Origin of the sequence: Streptomyces sp. NPDC059906, from assembly GCF_042730645.1 — a bacterium.
GTDB classification, from domain to species: domain Bacteria; phylum Actinomycetota; class Actinomycetes; order Streptomycetales; family Streptomycetaceae; genus Streptomyces; species Streptomyces rubrogriseus.
Genome location: NZ_JBHWKU010000003.1, coordinates 422,714 through 440,522, shown reverse-complemented (window position 1 = coordinate 440,522; position 17,809 = coordinate 422,714). Strand labels below are relative to the sequence as shown.

The following is a 17,809-nucleotide window of genomic DNA, read 5'->3' as shown; positions in this document are numbered from 1 at the left end:
GGCTGGGCCGATGAGGTGAGCGGCCGGTGAGTACGCTTCGCCCATGCGTATCACCGTCTCCTCCGACATGGACGAACCCGTGGCCCGGCTCCTCGTCGAGGAACTGCGCGCACGCGGCCACGAGGTCCGCGCGTACGGCGCGCTGGACCCCGGGGCGGACGCGCAGTGGGCCGTCTGCTCCGAGCAGGCGGCGCACGAGGTCGCCGAGGGACGGGCCGACCAGGCCGTGGTGTGCTGCTGGACCGGCACCGGCGCGTCCATCGCCGCCAACAAGGTGCCGGGCGTCCGCGCGGCCCTGTGCGCCGACGCGTACACCGCCGACGGGGCCCGCCGCTGGAACGACGCCAACGTGCTCGCCATCGGCCTGCGGCTGACGTCCGCGCCGGTGCTGCGCGAGATCCTCGACGCCTGGTTCGCGGGCGGCCCGAGCGAGGACGCCGAGGACCGGGACAACGTCGCCCACGTGGAGCGGCTCGACGAGGACCGCCGAGCCGCTCGGTGAACCCCTGGGGGGGCGGGTCAGGAGGTCAGGACCTTCTCCAGCGTCCCCAGGGCGCCGGTCAGCTCCTCGGCCGTGACGGTCAGCGGCGGGGCCAGGCGGATCGTGGAGCCGTGGGTGTCCTTGACCAGGACGCCCTCGCGCATCAGCCGCTCACTGATCTCGCGTCCGGTGCCCAGCGCCGGGTCCACGTCGACGCCCGCCCACAGCCCCCGCGCCCGGAAGCCGACGACACCGCCGCCGACCAGGGCGGCGAGCCCCTCGCGCAGCACCGTGCCCAGCTCGGCCGCCCGGCGCTGGAACTCGCCGGTCTCCAGCAGCTCCACCACCGCCGTGCCCACCGCGGCGGCCAGCGGATTGCCGCCGAACGTCGAACCGTGCTCGCCCGGGTGCAGCACACCCAGCACGTCACGCCGGCCGACCACCGCCGACACCGGGACGATGCCGCCGCCCAGCGCCTTGCCGAGCAGCACCACGTCCGGCACGACCGACTCGTGCTCGACGGCCAGGGTGTGCCCGGTGCGGCCCAGACCGGACTGGATCTCGTCCGCGACGAACAGACAGCCCTTGCGCCGGGTCAGCTCCCGCACCCCGGCCAGGTAGCCGTCGTCGGGGATCAGCACGCCCGCCTCGCCCTGGATCGGCTCGATCAGCACGGCCGCCGTCGTCTCGTCGACCGCCGCCTCCAGCGCCGCGAGGTCGTTGTACGGCACGATCCGGAAGCCGGGCGTGAAGGGGCCGAAGCCGGAGCGGGCACTCTCGTCGGTGGAGAAGCTCACGATCGTCGTCGTACGGCCGTGGAAGTTGTCCGCCGCGACCACGATCGTCGCCCGGTCGGCCGGGACGCCCTTGACGTCGTAGGCCCACTTGCGGGCCACCTTGATGCCGCTCTCCACCGCCTCCGCGCCGGTGTTCATGGGCAGCACCATGTCCGTGCCGGTCAGTGCGGCCAGCCGCTCGGCGAAGCCCGCGAGCCGGTCGTTGTGGAAGGCGCGCGAGGTGAGCGTGAGCCGGTCCAGCTGCCGGTGGGCGGCCTCGATCAGCGCCGGGTGGCGGTGGCCGAAGTTGAGCGCCGAGTAGCCGGCCAGCATGTCCAGGTAGCGACGGCCCTCGACGTCCTCGACCCAGGCGCCCTCGGCGCGGGCCACCACGACGGGCAGCGGGTGGTAGTTGTGCGCGAGGACGGGCTCCTCCGCGCGGATCAGTTCCTCGGAGCCGCGGGCGGTGCGGGCGGGTGCGGTCATGAGCGGGTCTCCCGGATCTCCTGGGTGCAGCACTTGATGCCGCCACCGGCCTTGTGGAACTCGGACAGGTCGACGGGGACCGGCACGTAGCCGCGACCGGCGAGCCGGTCGGCCAGCCCCCGGGCCCCGGGCGCGATGAACACGTGCCGTCCGTCGGACACGGAGTTGAGCCCGAACGCCATCGCGTCCTCGCGGGTGGCGAGCACCGCGTCCGGGTAGAGCCGCTCCAGCACCTCGCGGCTGCCGGGCGAGAAGGCGCCCGGGTAGTAGGCGATGTTCCCGCCGCTCCCCCCGCTTCGGCCCTCCCCGCCGCTCCCGTCGTCGAGCACGAACAGGGCCGTGTCCAGGTGGTAGAAGTACGGGTCCACCAGGGTCAGCGAGATCACCGGCACGCCGAAGAACTCCTGCACCTCGCGGTGGGCCGCACGGGTGGTGCGGAATCCCGTGCCGGCCAGGATCCAGCGGCCGGCCGGGACCAGGTCGCCCTCGCCCTCGCAGACCGACTCGGGGTGGTGGACCTCGAAGCCCTCCGTCTTGAACCACGCCTCGAAGGGCACGGACTCCGGACGCCGCTCGGGCGCGTGGAAGCGGGAGCCGAAGACCCGGCCCTCGACCACGACCGCGCAGTTCGCGGCGAAGACCATGTCGGGCAGTCCGGGGACCGGCTCGACGGTGTCCACGGTGTGGCCGTGGGCACGGTAGGTGCCGACCAGCGCCTGCCACTGGTCGAGGGCGCGGATGACGTCGACGGGCCGGCCGGTGCTCATCCACGGGTTGATCGCGTACTGCACGGCGAAGTGTCTGGGTTCGCAGACCACGAAGCGCCGCCGGCGCGGCACACGGGGCTCGGTCACAGAGGGGTACCTCCGCTTTTCACGGTGTGTGACGGGGTGTTGACACCACGGTAAGAAGTGCCGACCACGCCCGACAAGCGACGAAAGCTGCGTGTCCCCGCAGGATCGCTGCGTTGTTCCCGTGGTCAGCGCACGTCCGCTGCGTCCTTGGGGGCGAGCAGGGCCGCCCCTGCCTCGGGACTGTCCGGGATCAGGTGGGACAGCACCATCACGCTGATCGTCTTCCGGATGAACGGCTCCGCACGAATCCGCTCCAGCACCTCCTCGAAGTGCTCCACGTCGCGCGCCCGCACGTGCAGCAGCGCGTCCGCGCCGCCGGTCACCGTCATCGCCGCGGTGATCTCCGGGTAGCCTCGCACGACCTCCGCGAGCCGCCGCGGCGGCGCCGCCCCCTCGCAGTACACCTCCACGTACGCCTCCGTACGCCACCCGAGCGCGGAGGGCCGCACCGTCGCCGTGAACCCGGTGATCACATCGGTCTCGCGGAGCCGGTCCACCCGGCGCTTGACCGCCGTCGAGGACAGTCCGATCTCCGCGCCGATCTCGGCGAAGGACGTCCTGGCGTTTTCCATCAGGGCGGTGACGATCTTCCGGTCGAGTTCGTCGAACGAAGCGGGCCTGCTGTTCATGCGGGCACTGTATCCAGGGGATACCGGCACGTCGCAGGCGTGTGCAGGCGCCCGGATCGCCCCTACACTCCACCTTCATGCTGCGCGCCCTGGCTGTCGACGACGAACGCCCCACGCTCGAGGAACTCGTGTACCTGCTGAACGCCGACCCCCGCATCGGCACCGCCGAGGGCGCGAGCGACGCGACCGAGGCGCTGCGCCGCATCAACCGGGCCCTGGAGTCGGGCCCCGGCGGTCCCGACGCCATCGACGTCGTCTTCCTCGACATCCAGATGCCCGGTCTCGACGGACTGGACCTCGCCCGGCTGCTCACCGGGTTCGCCCGGCCGCCGCTGGTCGTGTTCGTCACCGCGCACGAGGACTTCGCCGTCCAGGCCTTCGACCTGGACGCCGTCGACTACGTCCTCAAACCCGTGCGCCGGGAGCGGCTGGCCGAGGCGGTGCGCCGCGCCGCCGAGCAACGTGGCGCGGCACTGCCCTCGCCGCGGATACCCGTGCACGGACCCGACCCCGACCACATCACCGTGGAACTCGGCGGCGTCGCCCGCTTCGTCCCCGTGGACGACATCACCCACGTCGAGGCCCAGGGCGACTACGCCCGCCTGCACACCGACAAGGGCAGCCACCTGGTCCGCATCCCCCTGGCCACCCTGGAGGAACGCTGGCGGGCGCGCGGCTTCGTCCGCATCCACCGCCGCCACCTCGTCGCGCTGCGCCACATCGGCGAACTCCGCCTGGACGCCGGCACCGTCAGCGTCCTGGTCGGCACCGAGGAACTCCAGGTCAGCCGTCGCCACGCCCGGGAGCTGCGGGACCTGCTCATGCGGAGGCCGTGACCGCATGCCCCAGGACCCCGCCGAACGGCGCGTCACCGTCACCGGCCCGCCCAGGCGCGCACGCCGGGCCTCCGGCTACTACCGCCCGCGCACCGAGATCGACGAGCAGACCACCCTCGGTCACACCTACGTCCGCTCCCTCATGCGCAGCCAGCTGCGCGCCGGGCTCACCGCCCTCGCGGTCCTCGGCCTCCTCATCGGACCGCTGCCCCTGCTCTTCGCGGCGCTGCCCGACGCCCGCGGCCTGGAGTGGGCCGTCCTCGGCTTCGGCCTGTACGCCCCCCTGGTCCTCCTCGCCCGCTGGTACGTGCGCCGCGCCGAGCGCAACGAACGCGACTTCGTGCGGCTCGTCGAGGACCGGTGACCATGCCGGACGAGGCCGTGCAGGCACCATGAACTCCAGCTACGCCATACCCGCCGTCGCCCTCGTCGTCGTGGCCACCGTCCTCGTCGGCGCCTTCGGGCTGCGCATCTCCCGCACCACCTCCGACTTCTACGTCGCCTCCCGCACCGTCGGCCCCCGCCTCAACGCCGCCGCCATCAGCGGCGAGTACCTCTCCGCCGCGTCCTTCCTCGGCATCGCGGGACTGGTCCTCGTCCAGGGGCCCGACATGCTCTGGTACCCGGTCGGCTACACCGCCGGCTACCTCGTCCTGCTCCTGTTCGTCGCGGCCCCGCTGCGCCGCTCGGGCGCCTACACGCTGCCCGACTTCGCCGAGGCCCGGCTCGCCTCCCAGGGGGTGCGGCGGCTCGCCGGGGCCTTCGTCGTCGGGGTCGGCTGGCTGTACCTGCTGCCCCAGCTCCAGGGCGCCGGGCTGACGCTGACGGTGCTCAGCGGGGCGCCCGACTGGCTGGGCGGGGTGATCGTCGCCGTCGTCGTCACCGCGATCGTGGCCGCCGGCGGCATGCGCAGCATCACCTTCGTCCAGGCCTTCCAGTTCTGGCTCAAACTCACCGCCCTGCTCGTCCCCGCCCTCTTCCTGGTGCTGGCCTGGCAGGGCGACGGCGCCCCCGGCCGCCCCTTCGACGAACCCGCCACCTTCCGGGAGCAGCGTTCCGTGCGGGTCGACGACAGTCTCACCCTCAAGCTGGAGGAGCCGCTGACCGTCACCGTCGACGGCACCGTGGACGGCCGCGCCCACGACGGCGACCGCGTCGCGCTGCCCGCGGGCACCCACCGCATCGAGGCCGGCGCCCGCCTCACCTTCGCCGCGCACACCCCCGTCCCGGCCGCCGGACGCGGCGCCGACGACGCCCTGTCCCCCTCCCGGGCCGAGAGCCGCACGGAACGCCCGCTGTACGCCACGTACGGCCTGATCCTCGCCACCTTCCTGGGCACCATGGGCCTGCCGCACGTCGTGGTGCGCTTCTACACCAGCCCGACCGGCGTCGCCGCCCGCCGCACCACCGTCGCCGTGCTCGGCCTCATCGGCGCCTTCTACCTGCTGCCGCCCCTCTACGGCGCCCTCGGCCGCCTCTACGCCCCCGAGCTGACCCTCACCGGGGACGCCGACGCCGCGGTCCTGCTGCTGCCCGACCGGGTGATCGGGGGAGTGGGCGGCGACCTGCTCGGCGCGCTGGTGGCGGGCGGCGCCTTCGCCGCGTTCCTGTCCACCGCGTCGGGGCTCACCATGGCCGTCGCGGGCGTCCTCACCCAGGACGTGCTGCCGTCCCGCGCGGTGCCGCACTTCCGGCTCGGCACCCTGCTCGCCATGGCCGTGCCGCTGGCGGCGAGCGCGCTGGTCGGCGGGCTGCCGGTCGCCGACGCCGTGGGCCTCGCCTTCGCGGTGTCCGCCTCCTCCTTCTGCCCGCTCCTCGTCCTCGGCATCTGGTGGCGGCGGCTGACACCGCCGGGCGCGGCCGCCGGGATGCTGGTGGGCGGCGGTTCCGCACTGCTCGCCGTGGCCGCCACGATGGGCGGCTTCCCGGGCGGCGGGGGGTCCCTGCACGCGCTGCTGGCCTGGCCCGCCCTGTGGTCGGTGCCGCTGGGCTTCCTCACCATGGTGCTGGTGTCCCTCGCCACCCCGGGCCGGGTACCGGCCGGGACGGCGGCGATCCTGGCCCGCTTCCACCTGCCGGAGGAGCTGCACACGGAGGAACTGCGCACGGACGACCTGCGTACGGACGGTCTGGAGGCGGCGGCCGACCTGCGCGAGGTGCGCGAGGTGCGCGATGTGCGTGAGGAGCCGACGCGGTGAGCGGCTCCGTGGGCGGCTTCCTGGCGGGTCTCGCCGTGGCCCTGCTCCCGCTGCTGGCCGCCGGATTCTGGCTGGGGCGGCGCACGGCCCGCCCGCAGAACCTCGGCGGCCTGGGCACCCCGGTCGAGCACGCCACCTTCCAGACCCTGCACACCGCGTCCCTGGCCACGCCCCCGCTGCGGGCGGGCCTGACCGAGGAGACCGCCGGGAAGTCGGCCCGCAAGCTGCGCTCCCTGCTGGGCACGGACGCGCTGTGTCTGACGGACCTCGAAAAGGTCTTGGTCTGGGACGGCGTGGGCAACCACCACCGCACCGAGATCATGGAACGCCTCGCGGGACCCCTGAGCACCGGCCGCGGCGAGGCCTTCCGGCTCTCCTGCGACACCCCGGACTGCACGGTGCGCTGGGCCGTCGTCGCCCCGCTCACCGTCGACGACCGGGTGCACGGCGCCCTCGTCGCCTGCGCGCCCCGCGAGTCGGCCGTCCTGGTCCGCGCCGCCGGGGAGGTGGCCCGCTGGGTCTCCGTCCAGCTGGAGCTGGCCGACCTCGACCAGTCCCGCACCCGGCTCATCGAGGCCGAGATCAAGGCACTGCGCGCCCAGATCTCCCCGCACTTCATCTTCAACTCGCTCGCGGTCATCGCGTCCTTCGTGCGCACCGACCCCGAGCGCGCCCGCGAGCTGCTCCTGGAGTTCGCCGACTTCACCCGCTACTCGTTCCGCAGGCACGGCGACTTCACCACCCTCGCCGACGAGCTGCACGCCATCGACCACTACCTGGCGCTCGTGCGGGCCCGCTTCGGCGACCGGCTCGCCGTCACCCTCCAGGTCGCCCCCGAGGTGCTGCCGGTCGCGCTGCCCTTCCTCTGCCTCCAGCCACTGGTGGAGAACGCCGTCAAGCACGGCCTGGAGGGCAAGGCGGACCGGTGCCGCATCCAGATCACCGCCCAGGACGCGGGCGCCGAGGCCCTGGTCGTCATCGAGGACGACGGCGCCGGCATGGACCCCGGCCTGCTGCGCCGCATCCTCGCGCGCGAGGTCAGCCCGTCGGGCGGCATCGGGCTGTCCAACGTCGACGACCGCCTCCGCCAGGTCTACGGAGACGACCACGGCCTCGTCATCGAGACGGCCGTCGGCGCGGGCATGAAGATCACGGTCCGGCTGCCGAAGTACCAGCCGGGCGTGCACTCGGCGGGCCGGCTCGGTCGCGACTGAGTGACCGAGCCGGCCCGCCGAGTGACGGGGGCGCCCCGCGCGGGGCTCAGGCGCTGCGCGTGGCCACCAGCCCCAGGGTGATCAGACCGAGCACGACCCAGCCGAACCACAGCCAGCCGTTGCTCCCGAGCGCCACCGTGTACGCCGTCACCGCGACGAGGCCGCCGATGGTGAGCGCCCCCATCGTCTTCGTCGAACTGTCCGTGGAACCGGGCATCGCAACACCCTCCTCGTGTCCGTTGCCCTCCATGGTGCCCCGTTCAGCCGCCGCGTGTGTTCAGTGAGGCCAGGTAGGCGTTGTACGCCGCCAGCTCCTTGTCGCCGTCGCGGTCGGCGGCCCGGTCGCTGCGCCGGGCCTGGCGCTCCTCGGAGGCGTACCACTGGAAGAGCAGCGCGAGCAGCACCAGCACGGACGGGACCTCGCTGAAGGCCCAGGCGATGCCCCCGGCCGCGTTCTGGTCGGAGAGGGCGTCGATGCCGAGCGAGGCGGGCGGGTTCTTGAACGTCTCGACCATCGGGGAGGAGGCCATCATCAGCGCGATGCCGAAGAACGCGTGGAACGGCATGCCCGCGAACAGCTCCAGCATCCGCATCAGATAGCCCGGCCGGTGCGGGCCGGGGTCCACGCCCATGATCGGCCAGAAGAACACCACACCCACGGCGAGGAAGTGCACCATCATCCCGATGTGCCCGGCCTGCGAGCCCATCAGGGTGTCGAAGAGCGGCGTGAAGTACAGCGCGTACAGGCTGGCGATGAACAGCGGAATGGTGAACGCCGGGTGCGTGATGATCCGCATGTAGCGGCTGTGCAGGAGCATCAGCAGCAGCTCACGGGGACCCTTGCGGCCACGGCCCGCCGGGGGCAGTGCGCGCAGGGCCAGCGTGATCGGGGCGCCGAGCAGCAGCAGGATCGGCGACACCATGCTGATCACCATGTGCTGCACCATGTGCACGCTGAACATGACCATGCCGTAGTCGTTCAGCTTGGTGCACATCATCAGCGCGATGCTCAGTACACCGGCCACGAACGCCACGGTGCGGCCGACCGGCCACTTGTCACCGCGCCGCACCAGACGCACGACGCCCCACCCGTACAGCGCCAGTCCCAGGAGGCAGGCGATCAGGAAGAAGGGATCCGCCGACCAGGCGAGCCCCCGCCCCAGCGTGAACGGCGGCAGATCCATCGTCATGCCGTGCCCGCTGTGATCCATCCGCCCGCTCCTGTTTCATGGGGGTTGAGCGCGTTTGCACGCCGCTTGTCCGAAGCAAGCGTAGAACCGCCCCCGGCGACATCTTCGACCGGGGGCGGTGAAACGCGCCCGTCAGGGGCGCGGGGAACTGCGCGACAAGCCACAAGCGGCCCGCAGACCGCGAATCAGCTCAAGGGCCGAGTTCTGACCGAGCGGTCAAAGAACACACTCCGCCTCCGCGTACCGCGCATCCGGCACCGTCTTCAAAGACTCCACCGCGTCGGCCAGCGACACCATCTCGATGTCCGTCCCGCGCAGGGCCGTCATCTTCCCGAACTCCCCACGGTGCACCGCCTCCACCGCGTGCCACCCGAACCGCGTCGCCAGCACCCGGTCGTACGCCGTCGGCGTGCCGCCGCGCTGGACGTGCCCGAGTATCACCGGCCGGGCCTCCTTGCCGAGCCGCTCCTCCAGCTCGATGGAGAGCTGGCGGGCGATCCCGGCGAAGCGCTCGTGGCCGTAGACGTCCTTGCCGCCCTCGTCGAAGTCCATGGTCCCGGCCTTCGGCTTGGCGCCCTCCGCCGCCACCACGATCGCGAACCGCTTGCCCGCGGAGAAACGCTCCCCGACCTTCGCGGTCAGCTCGTCGATGTCGAAGGGCCGCTCCGGGACGACGACGGCGTGCGCACCCGCGGCCATGCCCGAGTGCAGGGCGATCCAGCCGGTGTGCCGGCCCATGACCTCGACGATCAGCACCCGCTGGTGCGACTCGGCGGTGGTCTTCAGCCGGTCCAGGGCCTCGGTGGCGACGGTGACCGCCGTGTCGAAGCCGAACGTGACGTCGGTGACCGCTATGTCGTTGTCGATGGTCTTCGGCACGCCCACGATCGGCAGGCCGTTGTCGGACAGCAGCCGGGCCGCCTTCAGGGTGCCCTCGCCGCCGATCGGGATGATCGCGTCGAGGCCGAGTTCCTCGACGTGTCCCCGGGCCCGCTCCACGCCGTCCCGCAGGTGCTCGGGACGGACCCGGGAGGAGCCGAGGATGGTGCCGCCGCGCGCCAGGATGCCGCTGACCGCGTCGAGGTCGAGCTTGAGGTAGTCGCACTCCAGGAGGCCCTTCCAGCCGTCCCGGAAACCGATGACCTCGTCGCCGTGGTCGACGACGGCGCGGTGCACGACGGACCGGATGACGGCGTTCAGGCCGGGGCAGTCGCCGCCGGACGTGAGGACACCAATGCGCATAGCCCGAAATACCTTCTCAACGTGGCACGGGTCCGGACCGCGCTGTCCGGCTCGATCCCCGCCACCCTAGCGGCATCGGGGGGCGGGACCGAACCGTGCGTCCGCCTACTGGACGTGCCCGCTCACCTGTGCGGACGAGTCATCAGACGGGCCCGCCCCAGAAGGTCAGGCAGGCTGCTGCGCCGCCGCGATGCGCTCGTTGCGGAGCGCCTCGTACCAGCGGTCGTCGGTCGGCGGCAGTGCGTTCACGTCGAGGGCCAGCTTGAGCAGCAGGTCCGCGATCTGCGGGTTGCGGGCCAGCACGGGGCCGTGCATGTAGGTGCCGAAGACCGTGTCGTTGTACGCGCCCTCCGTGCCGTCCCCCGTGCCGTTGCCGTTGCCGAAGCGGACCTGGGCGAGCGGGCGGGCGTTGGGTCCGACGTGGGTGACGCCCTGGTGGTTCTCGAAGCCGGTCAGCGGGGGCAGGCCGAGGCGCGGGTCGATGTCGCCGAGGACGTCGCCGACGCACCGCGCGCCGTCGCCGCGGGTGGAGACCACGTCGAGCAGGCCGAGGCCCGGCTCGCGCTGGCCGAGGTCGTTGATGAACTCGTGGCCCAGGATCTGGTAGCCGGCGCAGACCGAGAAGACGATCGCGCCGTTCTCCACCGCCCGGTACAGGCCGCCGTCGCGGCGCAGCCGCTCGGCCGCGAGCCGCTGCGGCCGGTCCTCGCCGCCGCCGACCAGGTAGATGTCGCCGGAGGTCGGGATCGGCTGGTCGCTGCGTACGTCGAGCCGGGCCACGTCGAGGCCGCGCTGGCGGGCCCGGCGCTCCACGACGAGGGCGTTGCCCTGGTCGCCGTAGGTGCTGAGCAGGTCCGGGTAGATCCAGACGATCCGCAGTTGGTTGTCGCTCACGAAAATCCCCTGAAGTCTCGCGGTCAGTTGCCGACGCGGCGGCGCAGGTCCTGGAAGGCGGTGTAGTTCGCGATGACCTCGATGCGTCCCGGCGGGCACAGCTGCACCGCCTGGTCGAGGTCCTCGCACACCTGGAACTGCTGGTTCGCTACCTCCAGGCGCACCGCGAGGTCCAGCTTCCGGTCGCCGACCACGCAGATCGGGTGTCCGGACAGCCGGGTGTAGTCCACGTCCCACAGCCAGGAGGTGTCGGTGCCGTCGGCGCCGCGCGCGTTCACCGAGAGGATCACCGGGGCCGGCGGCGGGTCGATCAGGGAGAAGGTCTCCAGCCAGCCCGCCGGGTTCTTGGCGAGCAGCAGGCGCAGGTCGCGGCCCTGGAACTGGACGACGTCGTAGCGTCCGGCGACCGCCTGCACCTGGTACATGCGCTCCAGGGCGACCTGGGGCGGCACCCCGAAGACGGCGGCGACGGCGGCCGAGGAGGCGGCGTTGGCCTTGTTGGCGCGGCCCGGCAGCTGGAGGTGGATGGGCCAGGCGGAGCCGTGCGGGTCGAGCACGTGGTCGCCGGACAGGGCCCAGCTCGGTGTGGGACGGCGGAAGCCGCACTCGCCGCAGAACCAGTCGTCGCCGGGGCGCTGCATCACACCGCCGCAGGACGGGCAGGACCAGGCGTCGTCCTTCCACATCTGCCCGGCGGCGACCCAGATCACGTTCGGGGAGGAGGACGCGGCCCACACCACCAGCGGGTCGTCGGCGTTGGCGACGACCACGGCCTTCGAGCCGGCCAGGCCCTCGCGCCAGTTCTCGGCGAGCATGCGGGTCTCGGCGGCGCGGTCCAGCTGGTCGCGGGAGAGGTTGAGCAGCGCGATGCACTTCGGGTCGGTGGCCTGGGCGACGCCGACGAGGTACTTCTCGTCGACCTCGATGACCCCGTAGCGGGCGTCCGCGCCGCCCGCGAGAGCCGAGGTGATGCCGGCCGGCATGTTGGCGCCGAGCGCGTTGGAGACGACCGGTCCGGCCGCCTTGAGCGCCTCGGCGATGAGCCGGGTGGTGGTGGTCTTGCCGTTGGTCGCCGAGACCAGGGTCACGTCCAGGTGCCCGGCGAGCCGGCCGAGGAGGTCGGGGTCGAGTTTCAGCGCGACCCGGCCGCCGATCACCGAACCGCTGCCGCGCCCCGCGGCGCGCGATGCCGCCGCGACCGCCTTGCCCGCGGTCACGGCGATCTTGGCCCGCGGCGTGAGCGGGTCCGAGTTGCCTGCCATCAGTTCTCGATCCTCCTTGCCGTACGCGCCGCGCCTGAAGCCTGTGAAGCCTGACGGCCACGTGGTGTGGACCTCAGCCTATCGAGATCCATTCGCACTCCCGAATCGCGGCACCGGCCACCGGTTCCGGCGGTGGGCGCGTGCCGCCGGGGGACACAGGGACCTTACTCTGACCGCCATGCGACAAGGCTCCATCCCGGGCGCCCACGGGCGCGTCCGTCCCCTCGGCCTCCTCGGCGACCCCGTCCTGCACGCCCCCTGCGCGGAGGTGACGGACTTCGGTCCGCAACTCGCGGCGCTCGTGGAGGACTTGTTCGCGACCATGTACGCCGCCCACGGCGTGGGCCTGGCCGCGAACCAGATCGGCGAGGCGCTGCGCGTCTTCGTGTACGACTGCCCGGACGACGAGGACGAGCGGCACCTCGGGCACGTGGTGAACCCCCGGCTGGTGGAGACCGGCGGGGTGGTGCTGCGCGGTCCCGAGGGCTGCTTGTCGCTGCCGGGCCTGGAGGCGGGGACCGAGCGGTACGACGAGGCGGTGGTGACGGGATTCACGGTGGCCGGTGAGCCGGTCACCGTACGGGGGACGGGGTTCTTCGCCCGGTGCCTCCAGCACGAGTGCGACCACCTGGAGGGGCGGGTCTACGCCGATCGCCTGACCGGCCGGCGGCACCGGAAGCTGATGCGCCAGGTGGCGCGGGCGTCCTGGCACCGCTGAGTGCCCTCACCGACGCCGACCGGGGCGCGCAGGGCCGGGGCTCAGAACCCGGGACCGCCCGCCTTGTCGCCGGCCTCGGCGAGGCGGCCCCACAGCAGGTCGGCCAGGGTGCGCACCAACTCCTCCCGGGGGCAGGGGCGTTCACCCAGCCACCAGTCCCCGGCGGCGTGCATCATGCCGACGATCCCGTGCCCCCAGACCCGGGCCAGCTGCTGGGTGCCCGGCCCGACGTCTAGGCGCTCCTCGATGACCTGGGCCAGCTCCTCGCCCATCCGGCGCAGCAGCGGCGCCGAGTGCTTGCCGACGTCGAAGCCCTGCTCGGACTGGTCGCCCGGGGTGCCGGCGCTCTCCGCCGGATGCATCAGGAACCGGTACACCTGCGGGCGGGCCTCGATGGCCGCCAGATAGGTGTCCAGGGTGGCCTCGACGCGCTGCCGACGCTGGGCCGGGGCGTCCAGGGCGGCCCGCAGCGAGGCGAGCAGGGCGTCCGTGTGGCGGACGGCGAGGGCGGCGTAGAGTCCGCCCTTGTCGCCGAAGTGGCGGTACAGGATCGGCTTGGTGATGCCCGCCTCGGCGGCGATGGCGTTCATCGAGGCGTGTGGACCGTCGCGCAGCACCACCCGGTCGGCGGCCTCGAGCAGCTCGCGCCGTCTGCGGTCGGCGGACGTCTGCTGATCGGCCCGCTGCGTGGTGTTCATGTGCTCTCCCCACCCGTGCTGTTTCGGTGACGCCTGCGCAAACTAACACTCACGGGACGAGGGCCCTCGAACGGGAGGGCGAGGGGGTCCCGGGAGTTGACTTTTCTTACCCGTGGGTAACACACTCGGTGTTACCGCAAGTAACATGCACGGGCGTCACTGGAGGGGACATGGCCGAGTTCACCATGGAGCTGAGCGACGAACAGAAGGAGGTCCGGGACTGGCTGCACGGCTTCGCGGCCGACGTCATCCGCCCCGCGGCCGCCGAATGGGACGAGCGCGAGGAGACTCCCTGGCCGGTCATCCAGGAGGCCGCCAAGGTCGGCATCTACTCCCTGGACTTCTACGCCCAGCAGTACTTCGACTCCACCGGCCTCGGCATCCCGATGGCGATGGAGGAGCTGTTCTGGGGCGACGCGGGCATCGCCCTGTCGATCGTCGGCACCGGTCTGGCCGCCGTCGGCGTCCTCGCCAACGGCACCGAGGAGCAGATCGGCACCTGGATCCCGCAGATGTACGGCGACGCCAACGACGTCAAGGTCGCCGCCTTCTGCTCCTCCGAGCCCGACGCCGGCTCCGACGTCGCCTCCATGCGCACGCGTGCCGTGTACGACGAGGCGAAGGACGAGTGGGTGCTCAACGGCACCAAGACCTGGGCGACCAACGGCGGCATCGCCAACGTCCACGTCGTCGTCGCGGTCGTCGACGCGGAGCTGGGCTCCAAGGGCCACGCCTCCTTCATCGTGCCGCCGGGCACCCCGGGGCTGTCCCAGGGCCAGAAGTTCAAGAAGCACGGCATCCGCGCCTCGCACACCGCCGAGGTCGTCCTCGACAACGTGCGGGTGCCCGGCTCCTGCCTGCTCGGCGGCAAGGAGAAGCTGGACGCCCGCCTGGCCCGCGCCCGGGAGAAGGCCAAGAAGGGCGGCGGCGAGCGCGTCAAGAACGCGGCGATGGCCACCTTCGAGGCGTCCCGCCCGGCGGTCGGCGCGATGGCGGTGGGCACGGCCCGGGCCGCGTACGAGGTGGCGCTGGAGTACGCGCAGACCCGGGAGCAGTTCGGACGCCCGATCATCGACAACCAGGGCGTCGCCTTCCAGCTCGCCGACATGCGCACGTCCATCGACGCGGCCCGGCTGCTGGTGTGGCGGGCGTCCTGGATGGCGATCAACGGCAAGCCGTTCACGGCGGCCGAGGGCTCGATGTCCAAGCTCTTCGCGAGCGAGACCGCGAAGAAGGTGACCGCCCAGGCGGTCCAGATCCTGGGCGGCAACGGCTACACGCGGGAATACCCGGTGGAGCGCATGCACCGGGACTCGGCGATCTACACGATCTTCGAGGGCACGAGTGAGATCCAGCGGCTGGTCATCGCGCGGACGCTGGCCGGCATGCCGATCCGCTAGCCGTGTCGCAGCGGCGTGAGCTGCTCGATGTCGTACTTCGCCCGCAGCGCCTCGATCGCCTCGTGGTCCGGCGGGCCGCCGTTTCCGAGGATCTCCAGCAGTTCCTCGAAGTAGCGCTCGTGGTCCGGGGGCGGGCTGGCCTGGAAGAACATCTTGGCCGGCTCGCCCGTCGGGTTCGCGAAGGCGTGCGGACAGCCGGGGGGTACGACGATGACCGTGCCCGGGGTGGCGCGCACCACCCGGTTGCCCGAACCCGACTCCCACTTCCGCCAGCTGTCCGGCGTACGGATCCGCGGCTCGAAGGCGAGCACGTCCAGCTCGCCCTCCAGCACGTAGAACAGCTCCTCGCTGCGGGTGTGCACATGGGCGCCGACGTCGAACCCCGGCGGCACGATCACCTCGAAGGTGGACGCCATGCGCGAGTGCGAACCGGTCACCTTGAAGGTCACGTGCTGGGCCGGCGCCTGCACCACCCTGCCCTGACCGGGCGGCACCAGCAGCCCCTCGGCCGCCGCGGCCAGGCCGCTCACCACGTCACCGGCAGGGCCTCGGGCCCGCGGATCAGCGCACCCTTCTTGAAGGGCACGTCCTCGGGCGCCACCGCGAGCTTCATTCCCGGCACCCGGTCCAGGACCGCGTCGAGGAGCAGCTCCGACTCCAGCCGCGCCAGCATGCCGCCGGGGCAGTAGTGCGGGCCGAAGCCGAAGGAGACGTGCGGGTTGGGGGAGCGCTCGAAGTCGATGGTGTCCGGGTCGGGGAACACCTCCGGGTCGCGGTTGGCCGCCAGGTACGAGACGTAGACGGCGTCGCCCGCGCGGATCCGCACCCCCTTGATCTCCACGTCCTCCAGGGCGATCCGGGACAGCCCCACGGCGTTGCGGTGCGGGATCCAGCGCAGCAGCTCGTCGATGGCCCGGGGGCGGATCTCCGGCTCGGAGCGCAGGCGCTCGGCCAGCTCCGGGCGGGTCAGCAGCAGGTGGAACAGCTGCCCGCTGTTGTTGGTGACCGCCTCGCCGCCGATCTGGAGCAGCACCGCGAGCCCGACGGCCTCCGACAGCGTGATCTCGTCCCGCCCCACGGCGGCACCCAGCAGCGAGGTGACGTCCTCGCCCGCGCTGTCGGACCGGAGCCCGATGAGATCCGAGAAGTAGGCGTTCATCTCGTTCTTGGCCCGCTCGCTGACCTCGGCGCCGTGCGAGGAGGACAGGATCAGCTGGGTCCAGGTGTGCATGGCGTGCCGGTCGGTGGCCGGCACACCCATCAGCTCGCAGATCACCGCGATGGGGAACGGGCTCAGCACCGCCTCGGTGAGGTCGGCGGGCGGACCGGCCCGCAGCATGGCGTCGACCAGCTCGTCGAGCATGCCCCGGGACCGCTCGCGTACGCGCTCCACGCCCCGCGCGGTGAAGGCGGCGGCCACCGAGCGGCGCAGCCGGGTGTGGTCGGGGGGGTCCAGGAAGCCGACCGCGCCGCGCGCCGGGATGAAGTGCGGGGCCAGCCGGGTGACCTGGCGGTCCATGACGGCCTCGCGCCCGAACCGGGGGTCGTTGGTGACCAGGCGGACGTCGTCGTGGCGGGTCACGAGCCAGGCCCAGCCCTCGCCGTTGGGCAGCGAGATCCGGGTGAGGGGTCCCTCGCGCATCAGCTCGGTCAGCACCGGGTCGAAGTGGCTGCCGGGCAGATCGACGGCCGGCCAGTCCCGGACGGGAGGCACGGCCGGGGAGATCGTCTCGTCGCTCATGGCTGCCTCACACTTCGCGTCACACCCCGTGCCGCGGTCCGCGTCACGTCCTGTCGCACGCCCCGCCGCACGTCCGCGGTCTGCCAGCAGCCCAGGGACATCTCGGCGGTGATGCCCGGACCGAAACCGGCCAGCAGCCCGCGCGCCCCGTCGGCGACGCCCCCTTCGTCGAACAGCCGGCGCAGCGCGTCCAGGACGACGGCGCTGGCGATGTTGCCGTACTCGGTGAGCGTCGACCGGCTGAACCGGAAGGCGTGCGGGTCCACCTGGAGGTACTTGCTGAGATCGTCGAGGATCCGGGGGCCGCCCGCGTGCACGATGTAGAAGTCCAGGTCGGCGGCGTCCCAACCGTGCTCTCCCGCCAGCTCCTTGAGCGCCGGCGCGAGCGGCTCCATGGTGGCCGGCACCCGCTTGTCCAGCAGGAAGTGGAAACCGGTCGCCTTCACGTCGTACATGATCCAGTCCTCGGTCTTGGGGATCAGGTACGAGCCGTTGCGTTCCAGCCGTACTCCGGTGCCGCCCCGGCCGCGGACCACCGCGGCGGCGATGCCGTCGCCGAAGAGGCCGTTGCAGAGCAGGGAGCCCACGCCGAGGTCGGTCGGCTGGTAGCACAGCGAGCAGAACTCGCAGGCCACGATGAGCGCGTTGGCCTCGGGGTAGGCGGTGCAGAAGTCATGGGCGCGGTTGATCGCGGCACCGCCGGCCGCACAGCCCAGCTGGGCGATGGGTATCTGGCGCGTGGTGCTGTCGAAACCCATCTCGTTGATCAGCCACGCCGTGAGCGACGGCATCATGAAGCCCGTGCAGGAGACGTAGATGATCACGTCGATGTCGGTGGTGAGCAGCTCCGCGTCGTCCAGAGCACGCTGGATCACGGCCGGGACACGGGACTTCGCCTCCCGTTCGTAGACCTTGTTGCGGTCCTCGAAGCCGGGGTGTTCCAGCGTGTCCTCGATGGGCTGCACGATGTGCCGGGTGCGGACCCCGGTGTTCTCTATCAGCCGGAGCGCGAGCGGCAGTTGAGGATGGTCGGTGTGACGCCGACGCGCCAGCTCCAGCGTCTCCTCCATCGTGATCACGTGCTCCGGGACGGACACCGAGGGTCTGCACAAAGTCGCCATGAACCGTGCCTGCTTTCGCCTCGTGGAAGGCTTGCGCCCCCCGGCCGGAAGTGGTGCACCTTTTCAGGG

At 72.1% G+C, this 17,809-nt stretch carries 18 protein-coding genes and 1 pseudogene; 7 read left to right on the top strand and 12 right to left on the bottom strand.

The genetic code is table 11. The features are described from left to right. Positions 1–43 precede the first annotated feature (43 nt). Complete coding sequence (locus ACFV9J_RS07420; RefSeq protein ID WP_385351150.1) at positions 44–502, top strand: RpiB/LacA/LacB family sugar-phosphate isomerase; 459 nt, start codon at positions 44–46, stop codon at positions 500–502. 17 nt (positions 503–519) lie between these two features. On the opposite strand, the gene rocD is transcribed toward ACFV9J_RS07420, so the two are convergent. From rocD to ACFV9J_RS07405, 3 genes are all read right to left on the bottom strand, one after another. Continuing rightward, complete coding sequence (gene rocD, locus ACFV9J_RS07415; RefSeq protein WP_385351147.1) at positions 520–1,743, bottom strand: ornithine--oxo-acid transaminase; 1,224 nt, start codon at positions 1,741–1,743, stop codon at positions 520–522. Then, positions 1,740–2,597, bottom strand: a complete 858-nt coding sequence (gene ddaH, locus ACFV9J_RS07410) for a dimethylargininase (protein WP_385351144.1) — start codon at positions 2,595–2,597, stop codon at positions 1,740–1,742. The genes rocD and ddaH overlap by 4 nt, the downstream gene beginning before the upstream one ends. Before the next feature lie 125 nt (positions 2,598–2,722). Then, positions 2,723–3,226, bottom strand: a complete 504-nt coding sequence (locus tag ACFV9J_RS07405; RefSeq protein ID WP_385351141.1) for an Lrp/AsnC family transcriptional regulator — start codon at positions 3,224–3,226, stop codon at positions 2,723–2,725. Positions 3,227–3,303: 77 nt separating this feature from the next. On the opposite strand from ACFV9J_RS07405, the gene ACFV9J_RS07400 reads away from it, so the two are divergent. The 4 genes from ACFV9J_RS07400 to ACFV9J_RS07385 are packed head-to-tail and all read left to right on the top strand — an operon-like array spanning position 3,304 to position 7,474. Next, the gene (locus ACFV9J_RS07400) at positions 3,304–4,062 is read left to right on the top strand and encodes a LytR/AlgR family response regulator transcription factor (RefSeq protein ID WP_385351138.1); all 759 of its coding nucleotides are present in this window, start codon (positions 3,304–3,306) and stop codon (positions 4,060–4,062) included. Between the two features lie 4 nt (positions 4,063–4,066). Then, positions 4,067–4,426, top strand: a complete 360-nt coding sequence (locus tag ACFV9J_RS07395) for a hypothetical protein (RefSeq protein ID WP_385351135.1) — start codon at positions 4,067–4,069, stop codon at positions 4,424–4,426. A 28-nt stretch (positions 4,427–4,454) separates the two neighbouring features. Next, on the top strand, positions 4,455–6,260 hold the full coding sequence (locus ACFV9J_RS07390; RefSeq protein ID WP_385351132.1) for a cation acetate symporter: 1,806 nt from the start codon (positions 4,455–4,457) through the stop codon (positions 6,258–6,260). A gap of 8 nt (positions 6,261–6,268) precedes the next feature. Beyond that, positions 6,269–7,474: a sensor histidine kinase gene (locus tag ACFV9J_RS07385; RefSeq protein ID WP_385351345.1), complete on the top strand. Its 1,206-nt coding sequence runs from the start codon at positions 6,269–6,271 to the stop codon at positions 7,472–7,474. A 46-nt stretch (positions 7,475–7,520) separates the two neighbouring features. On the opposite strand, the gene ACFV9J_RS07380 is transcribed toward ACFV9J_RS07385, so the two are convergent. The 5 genes from ACFV9J_RS07380 to ACFV9J_RS07360 form a co-directional block, all read right to left on the bottom strand. Next, on the bottom strand, positions 7,521–7,691 hold the full coding sequence (locus ACFV9J_RS07380; protein WP_016325678.1) for a hypothetical protein: 171 nt from the start codon (positions 7,689–7,691) through the stop codon (positions 7,521–7,523). Positions 7,692–7,734: 43 nt separating this feature from the next. Then, complete coding sequence (locus tag ACFV9J_RS07375; protein ID WP_385351128.1) at positions 7,735–8,685, bottom strand: cytochrome c oxidase assembly protein; 951 nt, start codon at positions 8,683–8,685, stop codon at positions 7,735–7,737. Between the two features lie 195 nt (positions 8,686–8,880). Beyond that, positions 8,881–9,906 carry a 6-phosphofructokinase gene (locus ACFV9J_RS07370; protein WP_159324688.1) on the bottom strand — a complete coding sequence of 342 codons (1,026 nt, stop codon included), beginning with the start codon at positions 9,904–9,906 and terminating at the stop codon, positions 8,881–8,883. Between the two features lie 165 nt (positions 9,907–10,071). Then, on the bottom strand, positions 10,072–10,800 hold the full coding sequence (locus ACFV9J_RS07365; RefSeq protein WP_385351125.1) for a type 1 glutamine amidotransferase: 729 nt from the start codon (positions 10,798–10,800) through the stop codon (positions 10,072–10,074). Positions 10,801–10,823: 23 nt separating this feature from the next. Then, positions 10,824–12,062, bottom strand: a complete 1,239-nt coding sequence (locus ACFV9J_RS07360; RefSeq protein ID WP_003977619.1) for a MurT ligase domain-containing protein — start codon at positions 12,060–12,062, stop codon at positions 10,824–10,826. 178 nt (positions 12,063–12,240) lie between these two features. On the opposite strand from ACFV9J_RS07360, the gene def reads away from it, so the two are divergent. After that, on the top strand, positions 12,241–12,780 hold the full coding sequence (gene def, locus ACFV9J_RS07355) for a peptide deformylase (protein WP_385351122.1): 540 nt from the start codon (positions 12,241–12,243) through the stop codon (positions 12,778–12,780). Between the two features lie 41 nt (positions 12,781–12,821). Here the strand turns inward: def and ACFV9J_RS07350 are convergent, their stop codons facing one another. Next, entirely contained in the window at positions 12,822–13,478 is a 657-nt protein-coding gene (locus ACFV9J_RS07350; protein WP_030866111.1) for a TetR family transcriptional regulator, read from the bottom strand. Positions 13,479–13,648: 170 nt separating this feature from the next. Here ACFV9J_RS07350 and ACFV9J_RS07345 point away from each other — a divergent pair, with 170 nt between their 5' ends. After that, positions 13,649–14,878, top strand: a complete 1,230-nt coding sequence (locus ACFV9J_RS07345) for an acyl-CoA dehydrogenase family protein (RefSeq protein ID WP_385351119.1) — start codon at positions 13,649–13,651, stop codon at positions 14,876–14,878. Here ACFV9J_RS07345 and ACFV9J_RS07340 read toward each other — a convergent pair. The 3 genes and pseudogenes from ACFV9J_RS07340 to ACFV9J_RS07330 form a co-directional block, all read right to left on the bottom strand. After that, positions 14,875–15,408 (bottom strand): cupin domain-containing protein, encoded by a 534-nt coding sequence (locus tag ACFV9J_RS07340; protein ID WP_385351116.1) that lies wholly within the window; start codon positions 15,406–15,408, stop codon positions 14,875–14,877. The two genes, ACFV9J_RS07345 and ACFV9J_RS07340, sit on opposite strands and share 4 nt — an antisense overlap. Further along, complete coding sequence (locus ACFV9J_RS07335) at positions 15,405–16,619, bottom strand: cytochrome P450 (RefSeq protein ID WP_385351113.1); 1,215 nt, start codon at positions 16,617–16,619, stop codon at positions 15,405–15,407. Before ACFV9J_RS07335 ends, ACFV9J_RS07340 begins: the two co-directional genes overlap by 4 nt. Further along, positions 16,616–17,755 (bottom strand): annotated as a pseudogene (locus ACFV9J_RS07330) (type III polyketide synthase); the annotation flags it as partial. The gene ACFV9J_RS07335 and the pseudogene ACFV9J_RS07330, both read right to left, overlap by 4 nt. Between the last annotated feature and the right edge of the window lie 54 nt (positions 17,756–17,809).

What these genes read in the sequence shown, in the direction of transcription:
- ACFV9J_RS07420 (WP_385351150.1), top strand. Translation starts at nt 44, where the DNA reads ATGCGTATCACCGTCTCCTCCGACATGGACGAACCCGTGGCCCGGCTC.
- rocD (WP_385351147.1), bottom strand. Translation starts at nt 1,743, where the DNA reads ATGACCGCACCCGCCCGCACCGCCCGCGGCTCCGAGGAACTGATCCGC.
- ACFV9J_RS07405 (WP_385351141.1), bottom strand. Translation starts at nt 3,226, where the DNA reads ATGAACAGCAGGCCCGCTTCGTTCGACGAACTCGACCGGAAGATCGTC.
- ACFV9J_RS07400 (WP_385351138.1), top strand. Translation starts at nt 3,304, where the DNA reads ATGCTGCGCGCCCTGGCTGTCGACGACGAACGCCCCACGCTCGAGGAA.
- ACFV9J_RS07395 (WP_385351135.1), top strand. Translation starts at nt 4,067, where the DNA reads ATGCCCCAGGACCCCGCCGAACGGCGCGTCACCGTCACCGGCCCGCCC.
- ACFV9J_RS07390 (WP_385351132.1), top strand. Translation starts at nt 4,455, where the DNA reads ATGAACTCCAGCTACGCCATACCCGCCGTCGCCCTCGTCGTCGTGGCC.
- ACFV9J_RS07380 (WP_016325678.1), bottom strand. Translation starts at nt 7,691, where the DNA reads ATGCCCGGTTCCACGGACAGTTCGACGAAGACGATGGGGGCGCTCACC.
- ACFV9J_RS07375 (WP_385351128.1), bottom strand. Translation starts at nt 8,685, where the DNA reads ATGGATCACAGCGGGCACGGCATGACGATGGATCTGCCGCCGTTCACG.
- ACFV9J_RS07370 (WP_159324688.1), bottom strand. Translation starts at nt 9,906, where the DNA reads ATGCGCATTGGTGTCCTCACGTCCGGCGGCGACTGCCCCGGCCTGAAC.
- ACFV9J_RS07360 (WP_003977619.1), bottom strand. Translation starts at nt 12,062, where the DNA reads ATGGCAGGCAACTCGGACCCGCTCACGCCGCGGGCCAAGATCGCCGTG.
- def (WP_385351122.1), top strand. Translation starts at nt 12,241, where the DNA reads ATGCGACAAGGCTCCATCCCGGGCGCCCACGGGCGCGTCCGTCCCCTC.
- ACFV9J_RS07350 (WP_030866111.1), bottom strand. Translation starts at nt 13,478, where the DNA reads ATGAACACCACGCAGCGGGCCGATCAGCAGACGTCCGCCGACCGCAGA.
- ACFV9J_RS07345 (WP_385351119.1), top strand. Translation starts at nt 13,649, where the DNA reads ATGGCCGAGTTCACCATGGAGCTGAGCGACGAACAGAAGGAGGTCCGG.
- ACFV9J_RS07335 (WP_385351113.1), bottom strand. Translation starts at nt 16,619, where the DNA reads ATGAGCGACGAGACGATCTCCCCGGCCGTGCCTCCCGTCCGGGACTGG.